This is a genomic window from Candidatus Nitronauta litoralis (assembly GCA_015698285.1).
GTDB lineage: Bacteria > Nitrospinota > Nitrospinia > Nitrospinales > Nitrospinaceae > Nitronauta > Nitronauta litoralis.
In genome coordinates this window covers 3,755,753-3,775,536 of sequence record CP048685.1, presented here as the reverse complement: position 1 = coordinate 3,775,536, position 19,784 = coordinate 3,755,753, and the positions used below count along the sequence as shown (strand labels likewise).

Genomic DNA, 19,784 nt, shown 5'->3' with positions numbered 1-19,784 from the left:
ATCATATATAAAGGAATGGGCTTCTAATCACCTTTTAAGGAATTTGCGATGACGACGCGGAATATTTCAAAACATATATTTTCACTTGGACTGGCCGCTCTGGCCTGCGTGATGCTGGTGGCATCCCCGGCTGATGCGAAACGGGACCGAAAAACGAAAACCCTTGTGTTGGAGAACGGACTGGCTGTTTACCTGATGTCTGATAAGGACGTGACTCGCAGTGCTGCCGCTTTGTCCGTAGGAGTTGGCCATATTTACGACCCAATGGAGAAGCAGGGACTGGCACACTATCTGGAGCACATGTTGTTTCTTGGAACGGAAAAATACCCGGATGTTGAAGATTATAAAAAATACCTCAATGCCAATTCCGGTGCGAGCAATGCCTACACCAGTGATGACATCACCAATTACTTTTTCCAGGTTTCTCATGGTGCATTTGAAGGAGCCTTAGACCGGTTCAGCCAGTTTTTCCAGGCCCCATTGTTTAATCCGAAATATGCCGAACGGGAAGTTCATGCGGTAAACAGTGAATTTGATAAAAACAGGTTGCAGGATGGATGGAGAGCCAACCACCTGGCGCATCAAGTAACGGAACCCGGGCATCCCATGCGGAAATTTGGGATCGGAAATAAAGACACCCTCGCGGGGGATAATCGACCAGCCCTTCTGGATTTTTACGAGAAGTACTACTCTGCAGCGATTATGAAACTGGCAGTGTTGTCCAACCTTTCCCTGGCTGAGCAGGAAAAACTGGTTCGCCAGTTGTTCTCAAAAATTCCCAATCGGCCGGTCAAACTTCCAGAAATTGACCCCAATTTCAGGAAGCCTTTAAAAGATAAATACCGGTTGTTGAAAATTAAGACCATCAAAGATACTCGCAGTTTGAGTCTTGAATTTGCCACTATCAGATTATTTGATCTGAAGGAAAGTCGTCCGGCTACAATCGTAGGGTCTGTGATTGGGCATGAAGGTAAGGGGTCCCTGCTGTCCAAGCTCAAGGAGGAAGGGCTGGCGTTGGGACTTTCAGCAGGCGGTGGATATTCCCATCCTAATATCAATACATTTGATATCAATATCAGTCTTACACAGAAGGGTGAGAAGGAATATGAACGTGTCCTTGAGTTGGTTTTTTCTTACCTGAAGATGCTGAGGGAAGCGAAGTTTCAACATTATACTTTTGCCCAGAATCAAAAAATGATGGAAATCAATCACAAGTGGCGGGAGTTGCAGGAGGGCATGGGCTATGTCGCGGGTCAGGCGTCCCTCATGCAACGCTACGAACTCGAGGATATTGAAACCTTGCCATATCTCTTGATGAAAGAGGACCAGAAAAACTACATGGCGATTCTGGATACATTGCGTCCGGAAAATATGCTGGTGGCTTTAAGCACACAGCATGTTGAAACCAATAAGAAGGAACATTTCTTCGGGACTGAGTATTCACTGGAGCAGGTAGGCGGAGAAAAATTCAACAAGCTGAAGAATCCCGGACAGGTGGAAGGGATACATTATCCTCTTGAGAACAAATTTATTCCCAATGACCTGGTGTTGCATCCTGAAAACCCGCACCTTATTCGAGATGACGATCTGGCACAGGTCTACTTTCAGTATGACAACAGGTTTGAAAAGCCAAAAGTGTATCTCAAGTTTTTAATTGAAACGCCTCATGTCTATGACAATCCTGGAAATCTAGCCCGATCAAAATTGTACGAAGCGGCCATTATGGAAGGCTTGAATGAGATCACTTACCCGATCAGTCAAGCTGGCTTGTCCTACGCGCTTAGCCTTGAGAAAAAAGGAGTGGTGTTGGTCGTTGGTGGCTATTCTGAACGGGTGCAGGATCTGTTGAAATTAGTGGTTGGAAGCTTGCGTAAAATTACCATTGACGAAAACAAGTTTCGGGATTTAAAAGATGAATTTGTCCGGGGTGTTCAGAACAAAAAACTGGGACAAGGTTATAAACGGGCTTCCTATTTCAACAGACAAATCTGGCTGGCCCAGCAATTTACTGAAGAACAGCTTCTTGAAGGCTTGAAGGCAGCGACTTTTGATGAGATCAAGCAATATGCCGGGAAACTGTTCGACCGTGTGTATATCACCTCAGTTATTTATGGCAACTGGACAGAGGAGCAGGCGCGTGAATCGGTGAACCTGGTCATTCGGGAAATGGGCAGTAAGCCCTTGCCTAAGGAAGACAGATTTGAAAACAAGGTTGTCGTTTTGGGTGAATCGGAAAAGTTTTTATACAGTGAACAGGTTCCGGACAATAACAACGCGTTGTTTTATACCCTTCAGGTTGGCCCGCACAGTATGGAAAACTATGCTGTTTCCCAGCTTGTTGCCTCTGTTATTGAAAGTGATTTTTATACCCAGATGCGAACTAACCAGCAGTTGGGATATATCGTCTGGAGTTTTGGACAACGCCTTGAAGAAAGGCTGTTTTTAAAAATGATCATTCAGTCTGCCGGGTTTGGCCCTTTTGAACTGCAAAAAAGGGTGGAGGCCTGGATGGCGGAAGCAACAAAACTGTTCGATGGGTTAACTGATGAAGAATTCAACAAACACCGAAACAGTCTTGTTGTATCTCTTGAAAAGAAACCAGACAGTATCGCTGAAATGGCAGGAGAGCTGTACTATTTCGCGGCGGAGGAAGATGGAGATTTTGATTACAAAAGGAAATTGATTGAGGTTGTGAAGAAAGCTAAGAAAAACGATGTGGTCGCAGCGGCCAGGCGTTTATTCACTGATTCCAAAACTCCACGCTCTATCGTTCTGGTTCGTTCGCGTTCCAATCAGGATAGTGTGCCGGAAGGTGTGCTTACGAAGGTCGCCATGATCAAGGAAAAAAATAAGAACAGAAAATAAAAATAACAATTCAGAAAAAGAAAAAACGCTTTCGTAGGCTGCCTGGCAGACCTGTGAAGGCGTTTTTCTATTGAAAAATGGGGTTGATGGCTCGAATCTGGTTGCAGGTATTTAACTAATGGAGAAATAACATTTTAAAGCGACTTTTCAGATGGCTTCGTATCGGTCAGGCATTCAAGGATGCAAGGGTGTCGACTGATGCGGATAAAAAGCTTCGGGCTCAAAAGCTTCTTATTGAGCTGTTGGGAGAATCTCAAGGATTGCCGACCAAGATAGGGCAATTTTTAAGTATGAAAGAAGAAGCTGATGAGTTGCAAGAGGCCTTAAATGCCTCTGTCAATCCGATGCCGTGGGAAGAGGTCGTGGAGATTTTGAACCGTGAATACGGAGGAGATTTCCATACTGTTTTTAGAAATATAAAACCTCAGGCAAGACCGGCATCATTGGGGCAAGTCCACCCGGGGACTTTGAAAAACGGACAGCCTGTCGCCATAAAAATCCAATACCTGGGAATTAAGGAAAAAGTGGATTCGGAACTGAAAATTCTGGGATGGCTGCCCGGAATGGGGCCCATGAAAAAATGGGGAATGGATCTGGCGGGTTACATTCGCGAGCTTAGGGAACATCTGGATCAAGAACTGGATTACACCAGGGAGGCTGATCAACAGGTGCGGTATCGGGAAAAATGGGGTGATCGTTCAGATGTCATTGTTCCCAAAGTGTATCCGGAGTATTCCAATGAAAAAGTACTGGTGCAGGCGTTTGAAAAAGGGCAGACGTTGGAGAAGGTAATCGGGCTCCCTCAAGAGAAACGGCAGGAGATTGGGAAGATCTGGGTGAGCCATATTTTGTTCATGCTGTTTCATAAAGGAATTATGCATTCTGACCCCAATCCTCTAAATTTTGCTTTTCGCACCAAAGGTCGAAGCCCGGGCATTGTTTTATACGATTTCGGCAGTTTGTTTGAGGTGACGCAAAGTGAAAGGATGTTGTTGCTAAGAATCATTCTCGCCATTAGAAACCGTGAAAATATTGATCCGGCTCAATGTCTTAAGGGGCTGGGTTTTGATCTGGAAAAATTAAATGACATCCGGCACTGCCTGCCCGGGTTGCTTGCCGTGTTATTCGAACCATTCATTCAGGATGAGCCGTTTGATTTTGATGATTGGAATATAAACAAACGTTGGGATGATATTGTCGGAGATTTGAAGTGGTGGTTCCGTTCGGCGGCGCCGCCCAGGGTTATTTTTTTAATGAGAACGTTTCATGGACTCGTCAACCATCTGGGGAAATTGAAAGTTTCGATTTCCTGGTCATTTTTACTGGATGACGTGGCAGGGGATTTATTCGAGCAAGCAAGTGAATGGCCCCTTCCAGAGTTCGATGAAAATGAGGAGGCGGCAAACTTTGATGGGTTGTCTCGTTATCTTAAAATTGATGTTCGCAAAGGAAATGGGAATCGCGTGGAACTGACAATGCCTGCGCGAGTGGCAGAAAATCTGGAAGAAGTGATCGACCCGCCTGTATTGGAGTCGATTAAAAATCAAAATATTGACTTGGAAAGTGTCCAGAAGAGGATTCAACGTTCTGGATTTCAGTCCCAGATACTATTAGAGATGGAAGATTCTGTGCGGAAGGTAAAAGTATGGTTGGAATAGGGGGCCGTCAGGCGTATTTCAATTCATTGTCCAGGCAGGGGGTGACCTGTTTGGGGTCTACAGATTTGGTAACTATATCCCTTGTATTTCCAGCCTGTAGTTGTTCGAAATAAAAACGAACCTTTGCTTCGAGTTCTTTCCCGATGGCAGATTTGATATCTTCAGATAATCCCCAGAATTCTTTTTTGAACGGATTACCAAAACCTTTTTTTCTGGTTTTGTAAATAAATTGTTCATCCGTCCAGCCTGGTTTTTTATCTCCAGGAAACTCAGCATGCAGATGTTTGTAGATTCTTTCCTTGAGGTCTTTGGGGAAGTGTTCGCTTTCATAGATCAGGTTCTGGAAATCCGTTGCCAGGTGAATTTCGGCGGTTTCCAATTGGGGGAACCGATTGAACATATCATGGGGAAGGGTGGAGGCTCCATGCTGCACAGCTCCGGCCAGTTGATAGTGTTCTCTTGAAATTCGAGACAGGTTTTCCAGCGTATCAAAATCAAGTGCTACATCTGCTACGGTGCCATCTGGGAGGGGAACCCCTCCGTGCTCGGTGCCTGTCTGGATAGAAATTTTGCTGATGGTTTTGTAGTCCGGGTTGATCTTTGCCAACTGTTCATTGAAATTATCCATATAAGCACGCAACTCGGCCTCATTGCTATTTTCTTTTCCTACCTCCCCGATTTCACCTCCCACGGAAACCGTAACTCCTTCGGGCTCGTTTTCACGGACAAATTTGGTAAGCTCAACACCCACTTCAAAATTCAAGCGCTGTTGCTCTTTTACTTCTTCAGGGTCGAGGGTCACCAACGTAGAGGTGTCGATGTCAATGTTGTAGAAACCGGCGTTCAATCCTTCGAGAATGAGATCCTTGAGGCCAGAAACCTCTTTATTGCTGTCTTCATGATATTTTTTTGCATTGATTTGGAAGTGGTCGCCCTGGACAAAAACAGGTCCAACAAATCCTTCCTTAATAGCAGCTCCCAGGATGACCGCAATGAGTTCATGGGGTCTTTGGTGGGTGTACCCGATTTCTGACTTTGCTATTTCAAAGATGAAAGCTCCAGCATCCAGAGCCTGGGCCGTCCGAAAAATTGACCGGCTAAACTCATATGCCATTCCCCGGATATTGAGAGCAGGAACTGTGTACCCGCTATTTTCTCCACGGCCACGGGCATCATAAAGGCCTTGTATGGAGGCTGGAATAACACCCAGTTGTAAAGACAGTTTCTTGATAACGTACCGACAATATGCGCGTATTTCAGGAGACTCATTCAAAACCGAGTTTTCCACCAGGGAATCCAGGGGGCCAGACCTGAGAAGATCAGCGTTATTCAGCTCCACATCCCGGTCATTGAGAGTGGCAGCACCCTTTAATAGGTTAGCGATATCCTCTTTACTGGTGGGAACCATCGGAAACTCCTGTTTCTGAGTAAGTTGTCAATTTTGATGGCGGCTGGAAACGGGTTCCCAATATTGTCAAAATATCGCGGGGAACCCTTTTACTTTTCCATTTGCCGTGAGTTTTTCCCCAAAAGGCTGTATGTCTTGCTATTACTTTGGGGGAGACTACCTAAGCGGTAATAAGTCTGAAGGATTATAGCCTAAACAGGGTGCCTTGGGCATGAGAAAAATAGTAGTTAAAAAAGCTTTAAAAATCAAAGGGTTGAAAGCCTGAGTGCGCCGGTTGTTTGTAGCTTTCCTCACGGAATTTCTGAATCCGGGAAATCCAAATCACTTCAGACGGACAATCTTTGAAAATATCGTGGTTATAAGGAGTTGTGCTTGTTCTATAAAGGGGATTTTCAGTTGACACCCCCAATATTTTTGCTAGAATTTTCAAACAATTGCGCCCTTGCGCCTTGTCTTTGTTTAAAACCGACCTCTAAAGGGTTTAAGGGGCTACACTGTTAAAAGCTTTTGTCATTTGGGTCCTTGTAGGTTAGGACTCTGTAAGTGGTGGCAACGGGTCAGGTGAAGCCCGCCAAATAAAATACAGTCTTGAATTTCACTCACTAATTTAATTGGTGACGACTCAGGGAGATTAGTACCCCATGTTCAAAAATATTTATGTCCCCGTTGATAACTCGGACTATTCCAACGCCTGTATCGATATGGCAGTGGAATTCGCCAAATGTGGCGATACCACAGTTACGTCCAGCCATGTGTATGCGGCCAAAATGCATGACGTTCGCTTTCGCCAGATGGAGAGTGGACTTCCCGAGGAATACCAGGATGAGCAGGAACTCGAAAAGCAGCGTGCCATCCACGACCAGTTGATCACTAAGGGGATGGAAGTTATTACCGATTCCTATCTCGATGTTCCCCGCTTCAAGTGTAAATCCGAAGACGTCCCTTTTGTAGGCAAGTCACTTGAAGGTCGAAACTGGATTGAGCTTGTCCGGGATATCAAGGAATCAGATTACGACTTGGTCATTATGGGAGCGCTGGGTCTGGGAGCTATCAAAGATAGCCAAATGGGAACGGTAACGGAACGCGTGATTCGCCGTATTGAAACCGATACTCTCATTGTAAAAAATGTTCCTGAATTGCATGGGAATGACAACGGTAGTGGAAAAATTGTTGTGGCGGTTGATGGCAGCGGACACTGTTTTGGAGGGCTCAAAACAGGTATTGAGATGGCAAAAAAGCTGAACCGTCCACTGGAAGTGATCTCCACTTTTGATCCTTATTTCCATTACGCAATGTTCAACAGCCTGACCGGCGTCCTTTCCAAAGATGCGGCTAAGGTGTTCAAGTTTGAGCAGCAGGAAAAACTCCACGAAGACATTATTGATAAGGGCCTTGCAAAAATTTATCAGTCACACCTTGAAGTGTCCCGTAAGCTGGTTGAGGAAGAGGGAATGGAGTGCACCATCCGGCTTCTAGATGGAAAGGTCTTCGAAAAGATTCTCCAATACGCTCGTGAAGAAAAACCCTATTTACTCATTCTGGGTAGGATCGGCGTTCACAGTGCACCAGATATGGACATCGGAGGAAATACAGAAAACCTGCTGCGCATGGTTCCCTGTAATGTCTTCCTTTCCAGCAAAGTGTTCAAGCCACCGATCGACATGCAGGCAGAGGAAAGTATCGACTGGACTGCCGAAGCTAAAGAGCGTCTCAAGAAAATTCCAGGCTTTGTTCGCCCAATGGCGACTTCAGCAATCTTGCGCTATTCCCTGGAACGCGGTCACAGCATGATCACGTCCGCTGTTATCACCGAAGCGTGCGAAAATATCCTGCCGGCAGGAGCGATGCAGGCGATGTACAGCATTGGGGATCAAATGCGCGATAAAATGGATAAGGGAGAGGATCCACTGGAGGGCATGATTAAAGACCGACAGGAAATTCTCTACGAAAAGTTCCAGAAAGATGCTGAAGAGCATGCTGAAACTGATGGACGTGATGTTCCCGTCACTCTCAAGTGTGGTAGTTGTGGGGCTTACCATCCTTCAGATGTAGTTAAATGCAGCGTCTGCGGAGCGACTGACTCCAGTTTCGCCCCGGTAGACAAAGACCAGTTCACCCCAACAGACGAAGAAAGTAAGGACACGACCACTGTCACCACCTTCGATTCTGTTGAAGTTACCTGGACTCAGGAAGCCATCAACTTTCTGGAGGAGTTTCCGGAAGGCCACATCAGACGCCGTGCTCATGCGCGCATCGAGAAAAACGCCCGAGTGCAGAAAGTTTTGGAAGTGTCTCTTGAATTTGCCACCCAGATCATCAACGGCAAAGCGGTTATTAAGAAAGAGGAAAATGGGGCAAACGGTTCCGGTGGAAATGGCAATGGAGCGAATGATTCCAGTAAAGGTCTTGCAGGTGATGGCTCGGCAACCCAAGTGGCAACAGCCGAACCTGAAGTTTGCGACCTGGTAGCCGGTCAACCGGATGTGGACGGCTTTACTTGGGAGCAGGAAGCGATTGCGCGTCTCGAGCAGGTTCCAAAAGGGTTCATGCGAGACAACACCCGCACCCGTGTCATTGACTTTGCGAAAAAAGAAAACATCACCAACATCTCATACGAAACCTGCGTGAAGGGGATTGAGTATTCAGTTCAGGTGATGAGTGAAATGATTCAGAACGGGGCCACCATTGAAGACTTCCTTCCGGGAAAATAGGCCTTCATTAGTGCAGGCACCAACCCTGCCTGTACTTTGAATCCATTTTGTTTTCAGGATTTCCCTGTTGCTCCGGATAGTTTCCGGGGTAACAGGGTTTTTTTCTTTAGGCACCAAGCCACGCTCCTCAGTTTTCCTACCTCCTAACTATGGTCACTCAATCAGGATTTCAAATTTTCAAACGGCTGGTTACCTATCTGGTGCCTTACCGGAAGTTAATCATCCTGACGATGGTGACCTCGGTCATTATTGGTGTTTTATCAACATCTCCTGTCCCGATCATTCAAAAGATTTTTGACGACATCTTTCTTCAAAAAGATATGTTCATGTTGAAAGTGGTGCCTCTTTTAATGATTGTGGTCTATCTGGTCAAGGACAGTCTGCGGTATTTGCAGAGTATTATTATTCAACGAATCGGGTGGGAGCTGGTAGCCAAGCTCAGGGAGGATATGTTTCAGCATCTGCACAGGGTGCCTTATACTTTTTTTGAAGGTGACACGACCGGGGAATTGATGTCACGCCTGATAAACGACGTCAATGTGATGCTCCTGTCTATTACAAAACTTGTTAAGGACCTCATGCAGAATGGGGTTATGTTGATTGGTTTACTGGCCTGGGTGTTCTACATGAAATGGGACTGGGCTCTTTTTTCTATCATTGTGTTTCCCCTTGCATTGGGTCCCATTTCCATAATTGCAAAAAAGCTTCGCCGCCTTGGGCGTCGTGGGCAGGAAGTCCTCGCTACTATCAATTCCGCCATGCTTGAATCCTTTTCAGGGATCAAGATCGTCCGCGCCTTTGGTCTTGAGAACAAGGAACAGGAAAAACTCCGTCAGCATAACCAGGAGTTTCTTGGCATCATGCGTAAAGATGTCAAATACACTGAAATGACGTCTCCATTTATGGAAATGGTTGGGATTACCCTTGGGGCTGTCGTGCTCTGGCTGGGTGGAACCCAGGTTATTGAGGGTGAAGTTTCTCAAGGTGTTTTTATTTCATTTATCGTCGCTTTTTTTATGATGAATGATCCGGTGCGATTACTCTTCAAAACATACACCGAATCACAAAAGGCTCTGGCTGCGGCAGAGCGCGTGTTTCAGGTCCTTGACGAAAGGGAAGAGGCTGCTGACGATGGGGATACAGTGATTGAAAATTTTCAGTCCACCATTGAATATCGGTCCGTTTTTTTTGAATACCCGACACGTGAAGGGATGGTACTGAAAGATATCAATCTGACTATTCATAAATCCGATGTGATTGCCATTGTTGGGATGAGTGGTGCCGGCAAGACCACGTTGATGGATCTTCTGTTTAAGTTTTTTCGTGTTACCAAGGGAAGCATTCTCATAGATGGGATCGATATAAACAGGATCACCAGTAATTCACTCAGGCGGCAGATGGCATTGGTGACTCAGGAAACATTTTTATTTAATGACACGGTTTGGGCCAACATCGCGATGGGAAACCCTGGAGCTTCCAAAGAGGAAATTCTAAAAGCCGCAGAAGCGGCCCATGTTGATAACTTTATCCAAAACCTGGATGACGGTTATGACACCGTCGTCGGCGAACGTGGGTTGAAACTTTCAGGAGGGCAGAGACAGAGACTGGCCATTGCCCGTGCTATTCTAAGAAATGCCCCAATCCTGGTTCTGGACGAAGCCACATCATCACTGGATTCCGAATCGGAAAGACTGGTGCAGAATGCTCTTGAACATTTAATGGAACATCGGACGACATTTATTATCGCACACAGGCTTTCGACCGTTAAAAATGCAGATCGAATCATTGTAATGGAGCACGGAGAAATAGTGGGAGAAGGCAACCATGAAAAACTGCTTGCGGATTGCGCCCAGTACCAGAAGTATTATGAGATGCAATTTGCAGGTTGAATGGGGCTAAATAAATAATTAGAAAAAATTAAGCAAAGTAAAAAGGAAAAACCTTAATGAAGTTTGAAAACGTTTTTATCGAATCCCTTGGCTATCACCTTCCAGAAAATGTGGTGACCTCGGAGGATCTGGAACGGGAGCTTGCGCCGCTCTATGAAAAATTAAAACTTCCATACGGTCGTCTGGAAATGATGAGCGGGATCGGTGAGAGACGGTTCTGGGAAAAGGGGATATTCCCTAGTGAGGTGAGTTCCATAGCGGGTACCCGTGCCCTTGAAAAATCTTCGATCGACAAAAATGATATCGGAACACTCATTTGCGCCAGTGTTTGCCGGGACTTCCTGGAGCCTGCGACCGCGACGGTGATCCACCACAACCTGGAATTACCCCAGGACTGTATGGTGTTTGATATTTCCAACGCCTGCCTTGGGGTGATGAATGGCATGATTACCGTTGCCAACCAGATTGAATCAGGGCAAATCAAGGCAGGCCTTGTAGTGGCAGGGGAAAATGGTGGGCCACTGGTTCGGGCTACTATTGAAAATTTACTGAGCGATCCTGAACCGAATCGATCCAAAATCAAAACCGCTTTTGCTTCACTTACTATTGGGTCCGCAGCTGTGGCTGTGCTTCTTGTTCATCGAGACTTTTCTGAAAATGGACACCGTTTACTTGGTGGGGTTTCACGCGCCGATACAAGTCACAACCATTTATGTCGAGGTACTGAAGATACGGGTATGGGATTGACGGCACAGCCGTTGATGGAAACCGATGCGGAAACCTTGATGCAGGAAGGCATTCGATTGGGAGGGAAAACCTGGGAAATCTTTAAAAAAGAAATGGGTTGGTCTGGTGACGAAGTAAATCGGTCTTTTTGTCATCAGGTGGGTTCCCTTCACAGAAAATTAATGCTGGAGACATTTCAACTGGATCCCGCAAATGATTTCACAACCCTGGAAACTCTCGGTAATACCGGTTCCGCTGCACTTCCAGTGACCCTGGCGAAGGGAGAGGAGGCGGGTTTCCTTTCAACAGGAGATAAGATAGCCCTGCTTGGAATTGGAAGTGGATTGAATTGTATGATGCTGGGTGTAGAATGGTAGCGGAAGAGATTGTTGCCCCTTTTAAAGAAATATATCCTTTTAGATCTCATTTTTTAAAACTGGATTCATATAGTTATCATTTCCTTGATGAAGGGGAGGGCGATCCTCTTCTGATGCTCCACGGAAACCCTACCTGGTCCTTTTACTACCGGTCTCTGATTCGTGGATTGCAGCATCAGAATCGTTGTGTGGTTCCCGACCACATGGGTTGTGGGCTGTCAGATAAACCGCAGAACTATCCATACACTCTAGAGACTCATATACAAAATGTCGAAACGTTGGTCGATCATCTGAGCCTGGATAACATCACGCTGGTAGTGCATGATTGGGGTGGGGCGATTGGAATGGGGTTTGCCACACGTCATCCTGAAAAAATCAAACGGCTTATTATTTTTAATACGGCAGCTTTTATTTCGAACCGGATCCCGTGGAGTATAGATATTTGTCGCAACCCATTAATTGGTCCGTTTGCTATACAAGGGTTAAACGCGTTTTCCCGCGTAGCTTTGATTAGAGCAAGTAAAGTTAGTGGACGATTGGCCGGAAAAGTGAGTGAGGGTTATCTGGCGCCCTATAAAACGCCCGAGGATCGGATTGCACAACTGCGTTTTGTGCAGGATATTCCAATGACTCCGGATGTGAAAAGTTACCCTGTTGTTCAGGAAATTGAGTCGAGTCTGGGGAAGTTCAAAAATCATCCGGCTTTGATCGTCTGGGGATTGAAGGATTTTTGTTTTACCGAGCACTTTCTGGATCGATGGAAAATGATTTTACCAAACGCCGAGGTGCAGGCTTTAAAAAAGGCGGGCCACTATGTTGTTGAGGATGCTTATGAAGACATTATTCCGAACATGATCCGGTTTTTAAACAAACACCCTATTGATGCCAAATAAAAAACGGCTCCCCGAATGGGAAGCCGTTTGTATAAAACTATTTAAATTTTAGTAGCGGTAATGCTCAGGCTTGTATGGGCCTTCCACAGGAATACCCAGGTAGGCGGCCTGTTTATCAGTCAACCGGGTCAACTTGACACCCAGTTTATCAAGATGCAAGCGCGCGACCTCTTCATCCAGCTTTTTAGGTAATGTGTAAACTCCAACCTCATATTTCTTGTTGTAAAGCTCCATCTGGGCCAGTACCTGGTTGGTGAATGAGTTGGACATAACAAAAGATGGGTGCCCGGTTGCGCAACCCAGGTTCACCAACCGACCTTCCGCCAGCAGTATGATGCAATGGCCATCAGGGAAGGTGTATTTATCAACCTGAGGTTTGATTTCCTTTTTTACGATGCCCGGGAAATTGTTAAGTTCCTCAACCTGAATCTCGCAATCGAAGTGACCGATATTACAAACGATGGCGGTGTCTTTCATGTTTTTCATGTGGTCAATAGTGATGATGTCTTCGCAACCTGTTGTGGTGACAAAAATATCAGCTTCTTTTATTGCCTCATCCATAGTGGTCACTTCGAAACCTTCCATCGCCGCCTGTAAGGCGCAGATAGGATCGATTTCAGTCACGAGAACCCGAGCTCCAAAACCCCGCATGGATTGAGCAGAACCTTTCCCAACATCCCCATAACCGCCTATAGCTACAACTTTTCCTGCGACCATAACATCAGTCGCACGCTTGATACCGTCAGCCAGTGATTCGCGGCAACCGTAAAGATTGTCAAATTTGGATTTTGTTACTGAATCATTGACGTTCATGGCGGGAACCTTCAAGGACCCATCTTTGATCATTTTATAAAGTTTGCCAACGCCAGTGGTGGTTTCTTCTGAAATTCCTTTGATCTGTGCCAGCATCTCAGGGTGCTTGTCGTGGACGTAACCCGTGAGATCACCGCCATCATCCAGGATCATGTTGGGGCCATCATCGAAGAGCAGGGTTTGTGCTGTGCACCACCAGTATTCCTCTTCAGTCTCACCTTTCCAGGCGAATACTGGAATGCCCGCTGCTGCCATAGCGGCGGCTGCGTGATCCTGCGTTGAGAAGATGTTGCAGGAAGCCCATCGGACTTCTGCTCCCAGCTCTATCAGGGTTTCCATCAGAACTGCAGTTTGAATGGTCATGTGAAGGGAACCGGCAATTCTTGCTCCCTTGAGAGGTTTTTCCTTACCGTATTTTTCACGGAGCGCCATCAGTCCGGGCATCTCTTTTTCAGCAATTATAATTTCCTCACGTCCCCACTCAGCAAGGGACATGTCTTTAACTTTAAATTTTTCGGCCACGCCGACAGACGAACTCATGAAAGGCTCCTTTTTTTCTTAGTTGTGATTTTTGGTGCTGGATTTTGTTGTTTTCTTTTTTCCCGATTATTAACCCGGCGTTTCCTGTAAAGGAAGGAATATCAAGGAAACTCGGGAATTTGACGGATTTGACTGCAGGTAAATCAGCTAAATGACTGTTAATTATAGCAGATTTGGTATCCTTTGCCTAGTTTGGGGTGGAGAGAGTTTATTGGAGCTTACCTCACAGTTTTCCCGGTCTGAAATAAAATGGTTTTGGTGTGATGTCAGGTTTTAAATTTCAGAAATTCGAATGGTTTTGTAGAGAAAGTTTTTAAAACTTATAAACTTTTTATTTTCTTCCTGGTTTTCGCGGAAGTCCTCTTCACACACTTTTAGTTTTATCGCCAGTCCGGGAAGGTTGGTTTGATATTTGTCACGCGCGGTCTCGATAACATTTCTTACGGTATCGCGAGTTATTTCTTTTGATTTGAAGGGACGGTACAAAACAGTCCAGAAATTGTTTCCCTGATTTTCGATATGCTCCAAAAGTGAAGTGGATATTTCCTCATGAGCCTCAGGTTGTGTGTTCCACGGACTATCATCCTGACAAGCAGCTTCAATATCCTCGCGTTTAATGACAGGGCCTTTGCGGAAAAACAGGGCGCGTAGCAAGATATTTTTTAATTCCCTCACATTGCCTCGATAGTTTCGTTTTTTAAGAAACTCTATAGCCGGTTGGTCCAGATAAGGGGCAGGATCTTCTTCTTTAACTTTTCTATAGGCGAAATGCAATCGGCCCAGGAAATGAATCGCCAGGTCCTGAATATCATCGCGCCTTTCGTCGAGCGAAGGTATGCGGAAGCTGAGAGCATTTAATCTGTGAAAAAGATCTTCCCTGAACCGGCCCTGGGCAATTTCTTCTCCTAGGTTTTTATTGGTTGCTGCAATTAAAAATATTCTTGAGTGCCGAGGCTTGTTTTCTCCAAGACGGAAGAACACACCTGCATCCAGAAATCGCAATAACTGCACCTGGGTTTTGGGATCGGCATCCCCGATCTCATCCAGAAAAACAATGCCCCCGTCGGCTTCTTCCAGAATACCCTGCCTGTGTGAATCGGCTCCGGTGAACGCCCCTTTGTTATGACCAAACAGTTCGCTGTAGGTCAATTCCCCACTATAGGCTGCAATATTTGTTTTTTTTACAGGCAGTTCGAAGTCATTTCCGCCGTGCTTCCTGAACATTTCTGAAAGTCTTGAATAAATATTGTTGAAGAAAAATTCTTTTCCGGTTCCCGTTTTTCCAACGATCAGGAGCGAGGGCAAACCCATCACTGTATCCGATTGATGGCTTTCATCCCAATGCAGCATACGGTTTCCAATGGACTCGACTACCGTGTCAATTTGCTCAACAAGAGTATGGATTTTCCTGCTACGGCCAATGACATTACCGAGGTAATAAGAGGAAATCTTTGGATCGCGATATTCAATTTCCTGGCTTAGCGCCGATTTCTCCTGTTTGATTTCCTCAATCTGCTTCAGGTTGTGTACTTTTTGACTTATCAGACTGGCAATAATTTGCAGGATTTTTTTGTGCTCTTCAGTGAAATGGTTGATTCGAAAGCTGTCCTGGTTGATGACCCCCAAGACTTGGTTTTCAAAGAGGATGGGGACGGCCAATTCAGACCGAATAGCGGGAGACAGGCTTTTATAAAACCCCTGGGTCGAATTTTTATTCCTTACATCGCCCACCAATACTGGACGTGCCGTGTGTGCGCAGTATCCGTTAAGTGAGCGCGTGTCCTCGGGAAGGTCGTTGCCTCCGACAGCCAGGGGAGGGATTTTGTTTTTCTTCCAGTCGCGTGATTTGGCCCCAATGGTATTGCCTTCTTCATCTTCGATCACCAGCCACGATGTGTTGTTGACAAGTTTTAACAGGGAAATGGTCCCACAATCGGCACCCAGCAACTCGGAGGTTTTAGCCAGGATATTGCTTAAAAATTCCGGAAGGGATGTTTTTTTTTCGGAAAGCAGTTCCTCAATTTCAGATAACACCTGGATTTCAATATGGGTGGGATTCTGCTCCAGAATCAACTTCTCCACCATTGAAGCGTGCTCCTGCAAGAGCTGCGTTTCGAATCGGGTAAACCGGTATGGCTCACTGGTGTAATAATTGACCGCACAAATGAACTGGTTCGTTTCCTTATTAAATTTGGGGATTTGATAAAGCGAGACCAGGTTCAATTGTTCAACAATTTCTTTCCGTGGGAATTGCTCCTCCATCACGTTAGCGGTATAAACCTCAGAACGTTTGGGATCTAGAATGACAAGTCCTTTATCCTGGTCAAACTCAACAATCCTGCTGATAAGGTTTTGATCGTTAAGAACGCTGATCTGGTCCTTGTCGCTGTAAACCGGGACATGCTCCTTGTTCTGGCTGTATACAGTGAAAATTTCCACAAGGTCGGTCGAGCCATCTTGAATGGGCTTGTTATCCTGAAGACTGGAAGGGATTAGGACGGAAGCCAGAGTCAACTTTTCAATCAAATTGACAGCAGATCGCATCATCATCCATGCAGCTTCTTTTTTTTGTGCCCGGTTGATATGTTTGGAAAATGTCAGGATTTGCCGGAAGCGTTTGGCCTTTTCTATGCGCTCACTGATTTCAGAAAGAAAACCTGCAATACCGTCAATCGCTTCCTGGTCCAGAAACTGTCCTTCACGGTCCCAATCAAGACTTAAGGTTCCAATGGGTCTCATCTGGTAGGTGATGGGGAATACGACCATGCTTTTGATACCTGCAATGGTTTCAAATGGGTTTCGGTAGTTGGAAATCCCACCCGGAACTTTCCAGGAAACCATGACCGAATTTTCATAAAGAGCCTGCGAGGTGATGGATTCCCGGGGTGAAATATATTTAATTATCCGGTGGTTTTCCGGACGATCTTTTCCAGAAATGTACTGGCACACCAGCATTCCCTCGTATAGATCCTCGAGATACACCCTAACCGTATTGCACTTAAAACCCTTTTTAAGGCCAGTGGCTACAGTATGGAGAATTTCAGAAAGATGTTCTTTGTCGAATTGCTGCAGGGAGCGGGTCAGGTCGTCAAAAAGTTTTTTCATTATTAGGCAGGAGTGAGTAAAAATATTACACAGGTTTGTTTAGTATAACCAATTGAGATCATATTTCTACCGGAAGGTTGTTTTTTCAGCATGTGTCAAAAGTTCCCCAAATCAGGCAAAAAATGCCAAAATTTTGGTGTCATGGGGCGAAATATGAAAACCGGTCCCTTTGAGAAAAATTTAAAGCTTTATTTTATAACGGGTTATATGGTTATGGGTTTGTGGGTAAAAACTTCAATTTCGGCATATGATTTGCTTTATAAGGTGCAGGAGGCTTGTTCAATGTTATTAGACCGCATTTTATTCAACAATCGCACCCCTGCGGTGCTCAAAAAGGCCCTTGATTTCCAGTCTCAGAGGCATTTGCTGGTATCCAGCAATATCAGCAATCTGGATACACCGGGATTTAAGGCCAAAGATGTCAATTTTGAAGGCCAGTTAAGGCAGGCTATAGGGACCACGGGCGATTTGAAAATGGCCACAACCCACGGAAAACATATAGGCCCGGGAAATTCTGCCGTTAAGAAAATGAGTCCTGATGTATTTGAAGAACCGGACCCGGCCAAGTCCAATGGAAATAATGTCAATCTGGACAAGGAAATGATGAAACTGGCGGAAAACCAGATTGCCTACAATGCGACCACTCAGTTGCTAGGGAAGCGCGCATCAACCATAAGGGCGGCCATCACTGAAATCGCTCAATAGGGATCCCGGGAAGGGTAACCCTTTCTCATTGACAATCAGGGTCTTGAAGGATTAAGTTAATAAGGCTATGCAGGATATTACAGTAAAAACGAATCTGAAATCGGTGCTCAATCCAGGATTGAGTAACCTCGAAGCCAAACCGGCTGCCGCAGCGGGTGAGGGTGAAGAGGGTTCGTTTATTGAAACCCTGTCGGATTCGATCCAGAAGGTCAACGAGCTTCAGAAAGAAGCTGATGTGGCGATCGAAAAACTTGCGACTGGTGAATCCAACAGTGTGCATGGTGCTATGCTTGCCGTTTCAAAAGCCGACACTGCTTTTCGCCTGACCATGCAGGTTCGCAATAAAATGGTAGAAGCCTATCAGGAAGTGATGCGAATGCAGGTATAACGAGACCCGCATTATCCTGCTTCAAATGCCTGGCCGATTGGCCAGGTTTTTTTTTGCTTTCTAGTCGTGGCAGTGCGATTTTTGTGGGGGTATAATAAAAAGGAAGGTTCAAAAGAGAGCTTCGCTCTGAGCCTGCCGCCGGTGCTGATCCTTCTAATGGGAAACGGGCATTTGTTCCAGTAAAGCACATTAACAATTCATGGTTCCTGGAGGAATTGTATGAACATAAGAAAAAGTTGGCAGTGTCGTGTTATTTCAATCGCACTGTTTTTAGTTTTAACCTCGTCTTCAGTGTTTGCGCAATCCGGCGGACACGCCAGTGTCGGGCTGGGGCATGGGGAAGAAGGGTATTTGCACCTTCAGGAAATGATCAAGCACCTTGAGTTCAGTTTGAAAATGGATGATGCCAGCCCTCAATTGCAGCAACATGGAAAAGTTGCCCTTCAACATGCCAAAGAGGCTTTGAAGCACTACAACGAGGCATTGGCCCATGGGAATGAATCTCTTGGTAGACCCGCTCGCAACCAGATGATGGGGGAAGGTTCTGATCACAGTCACGAGGGTTCCGACCATGGAGGGCCACCTCCCGGAGGAATGGGGCAGGGTATGCCTTATGGTTATGGCGGGCCTCCCGGTGGTCATCAGGAAGGTTCAAATCATTCGCATGAGGGTTCTCACTAGGAATTCTGTTTTTCTTACAACCCGGATCCGCGTTGGCGGGTCCGGGTTTTTTTGTTTGATTTAGGGGAGGTGGCGAAAAAGGACTTACTCGTTTACAGCAGGAAAGATGCATTCTGCTGAATCATTTTTTGGGGAGTTTACCAGTTTTGATACCGGAAAATATTCAAGGGCATCTTCTTTAAGAGGATTCAGCAGAGATAAAAGATCCGTTTTCGAAGCAGCTTTCTGCATCCATTCTGAGTACTGATCGGGTTTTAAAATAACTGGCATGCGGTGATGCAGGGGAGTTAAGTACTCATTGGCTTCAGTTGTGATGATTGAGTACGTTTGCAGAGGTGTTTCCCCTTTGGTCCATTCTGACCAGATACCGGCGAGCGCGAACAGTTGTCCACCTTTCATATGAATATAATGCGGTGTCTTGCCATCCTCACCCGCCACCCATTCATAAAACCCGTCACAGGGAATCAGGCAACGTTTCGATTTGAAGGCATCGCGGAAGCTCGGTTTTTCCGCAACTGTTTCCGCACGGGCGTTGATCATGCGACTGCCCAGGCTTGCATCCTTGGCCCAGTGCGGTACCAGCCCCCATTTCATCAATTGAATTTCAAAACCATCCTGTCCCTCAGTCACCACAGGCAATGATTGAGTAGGAGCAATATTGAATCGTGGCCACGGCCCGATTTCAATCAGCGGTGATTTAAAATGCTCTGCAATTTCTTTGATGGATTTGGATAAGGAGTATCGTCCGCACATACAGGCTTTTTATATTTGAAAATAAATTCCCAAAACTTAAAAAGGCACCTTGAGGGGTGTCCTCAAAGTGCCTCTTTGTTTTGGTAGCGGGGACAGGATTTGAACCTGCGACCTTTGGGTTATGAGCCCAACGAGCTACCAGACTGCTCCACCCCGCAATGATCTGAATCATTTTCCGAGTGAGGTTTTATAATTAGCGCTAAACCGGGACTCGAAAAAAAACAGCAAGAGCGGTCCGAGTTTCCCCGAAGACCGCTCTTGTATAGTTCTGA

13 protein-coding genes and 1 tRNA gene are annotated in these 19,784 nt (G+C 45.8%); 9 read left to right on the top strand and 5 right to left on the bottom strand.

The features are described 5' to 3' along the window. Nucleotides 1-48 precede the first annotated feature (48 nt). Nucleotides 49-2,865 carry a peptidase M16 gene (locus tag G3M70_17290; GenBank protein ID QPJ63533.1) on the top strand — a complete coding sequence of 939 codons (2,817 nt, stop codon included), beginning with the start codon at nt 49-51 and terminating at the stop codon, nt 2,863-2,865. Nucleotides 2,866-3,053: 188 nt separating this feature from the next. Further along, entirely contained in the window at nt 3,054-4,523 is a 1,470-nt protein-coding gene (locus tag G3M70_17285) for a hypothetical protein (protein ID QPJ63532.1), read from the top strand. Between the two features lie 7 nt (nt 4,524-4,530). Here the strand turns inward: G3M70_17285 and G3M70_17280 are convergent, their stop codons facing one another. After that, nucleotides 4,531-5,931 (bottom strand): aldolase, encoded by a 1,401-nt coding sequence (locus G3M70_17280; GenBank protein ID QPJ63531.1) that lies wholly within the window; start codon nt 5,929-5,931, stop codon nt 4,531-4,533. 641 nt (nt 5,932-6,572) lie between these two features. Here G3M70_17280 and G3M70_17275 point away from each other — a divergent pair. From G3M70_17275 to G3M70_17260, 4 genes are all read left to right on the top strand, one after another. After that, on the top strand, nt 6,573-8,642 hold the full coding sequence (locus tag G3M70_17275) for a universal stress protein (protein QPJ63530.1): 2,070 nt from the start codon (nt 6,573-6,575) through the stop codon (nt 8,640-8,642). A 149-nt stretch (nt 8,643-8,791) separates the two neighbouring features. Next, a complete protein-coding gene (locus G3M70_17270; GenBank protein QPJ63529.1) occupies nt 8,792-10,531 on the top strand; it encodes an ABC transporter ATP-binding protein in 1,740 nt (579 codons plus the stop codon). 56 nt (nt 10,532-10,587) lie between these two features. Next, nucleotides 10,588-11,634, top strand: coding sequence for a 3-oxoacyl-ACP synthase III (locus tag G3M70_17265; GenBank protein QPJ63528.1), 1,047 nt, complete (start codon nt 10,588-10,590; stop codon nt 11,632-11,634). Further along, nucleotides 11,628-12,527, top strand: coding sequence for an alpha/beta fold hydrolase (locus tag G3M70_17260; GenBank protein ID QPJ63527.1), 900 nt, complete (start codon nt 11,628-11,630; stop codon nt 12,525-12,527). Before G3M70_17265 ends, G3M70_17260 begins: the two co-directional genes overlap by 7 nt. Nucleotides 12,528-12,575: 48 nt before the next feature. Here the strand turns inward: G3M70_17260 and G3M70_17255 are convergent, their stop codons facing one another. Continuing rightward, the gene (locus G3M70_17255) at nt 12,576-13,880 is read right to left on the bottom strand and encodes an adenosylhomocysteinase (GenBank protein ID QPJ63526.1); all 1,305 of its coding nucleotides are present in this window, start codon (nt 13,878-13,880) and stop codon (nt 12,576-12,578) included. 273 nt (nt 13,881-14,153) lie between these two features. After that, on the bottom strand, nt 14,154-16,985 hold the full coding sequence (locus tag G3M70_17250; GenBank protein ID QPJ63525.1) for a GAF domain-containing protein: 2,832 nt from the start codon (nt 16,983-16,985) through the stop codon (nt 14,154-14,156). A 282-nt stretch (nt 16,986-17,267) separates the two neighbouring features. Between G3M70_17250 and flgB the strand changes: the two genes are divergently transcribed. The 3 genes from flgB (at nt 17,268) to G3M70_17235 (ending at nt 18,759) form a co-directional block, all read left to right on the top strand. Beyond that, complete coding sequence (gene flgB / locus G3M70_17245) at nt 17,268-17,690, top strand: flagellar basal body rod protein FlgB (GenBank protein ID QPJ63524.1); 423 nt, start codon at nt 17,268-17,270, stop codon at nt 17,688-17,690. Between the two features lie 67 nt (nt 17,691-17,757). Then, complete coding sequence (fliE, locus tag G3M70_17240; GenBank protein ID QPJ63523.1) at nt 17,758-18,078, top strand: flagellar hook-basal body complex protein FliE; 321 nt, start codon at nt 17,758-17,760, stop codon at nt 18,076-18,078. 219 nt (nt 18,079-18,297) lie between these two features. Continuing rightward, nucleotides 18,298-18,759, top strand: a complete 462-nt coding sequence (locus tag G3M70_17235) for a hypothetical protein (protein ID QPJ63522.1) — start codon at nt 18,298-18,300, stop codon at nt 18,757-18,759. Nucleotides 18,760-18,843: 84 nt separating this feature from the next. Here G3M70_17235 and G3M70_17230 read toward each other — a convergent pair whose 3' ends face one another. Next, nucleotides 18,844-19,512 carry an SOS response-associated peptidase gene (locus G3M70_17230; GenBank protein QPJ63521.1) on the bottom strand — a complete coding sequence of 223 codons (669 nt, stop codon included), beginning with the start codon at nt 19,510-19,512 and terminating at the stop codon, nt 18,844-18,846. Between the two features lie 81 nt (nt 19,513-19,593). Beyond that, nucleotides 19,594-19,670: transfer RNA gene (locus G3M70_17225), tRNA-Met, on the bottom strand. Nucleotides 19,671-19,784: the final 114 nt, after the last annotated feature.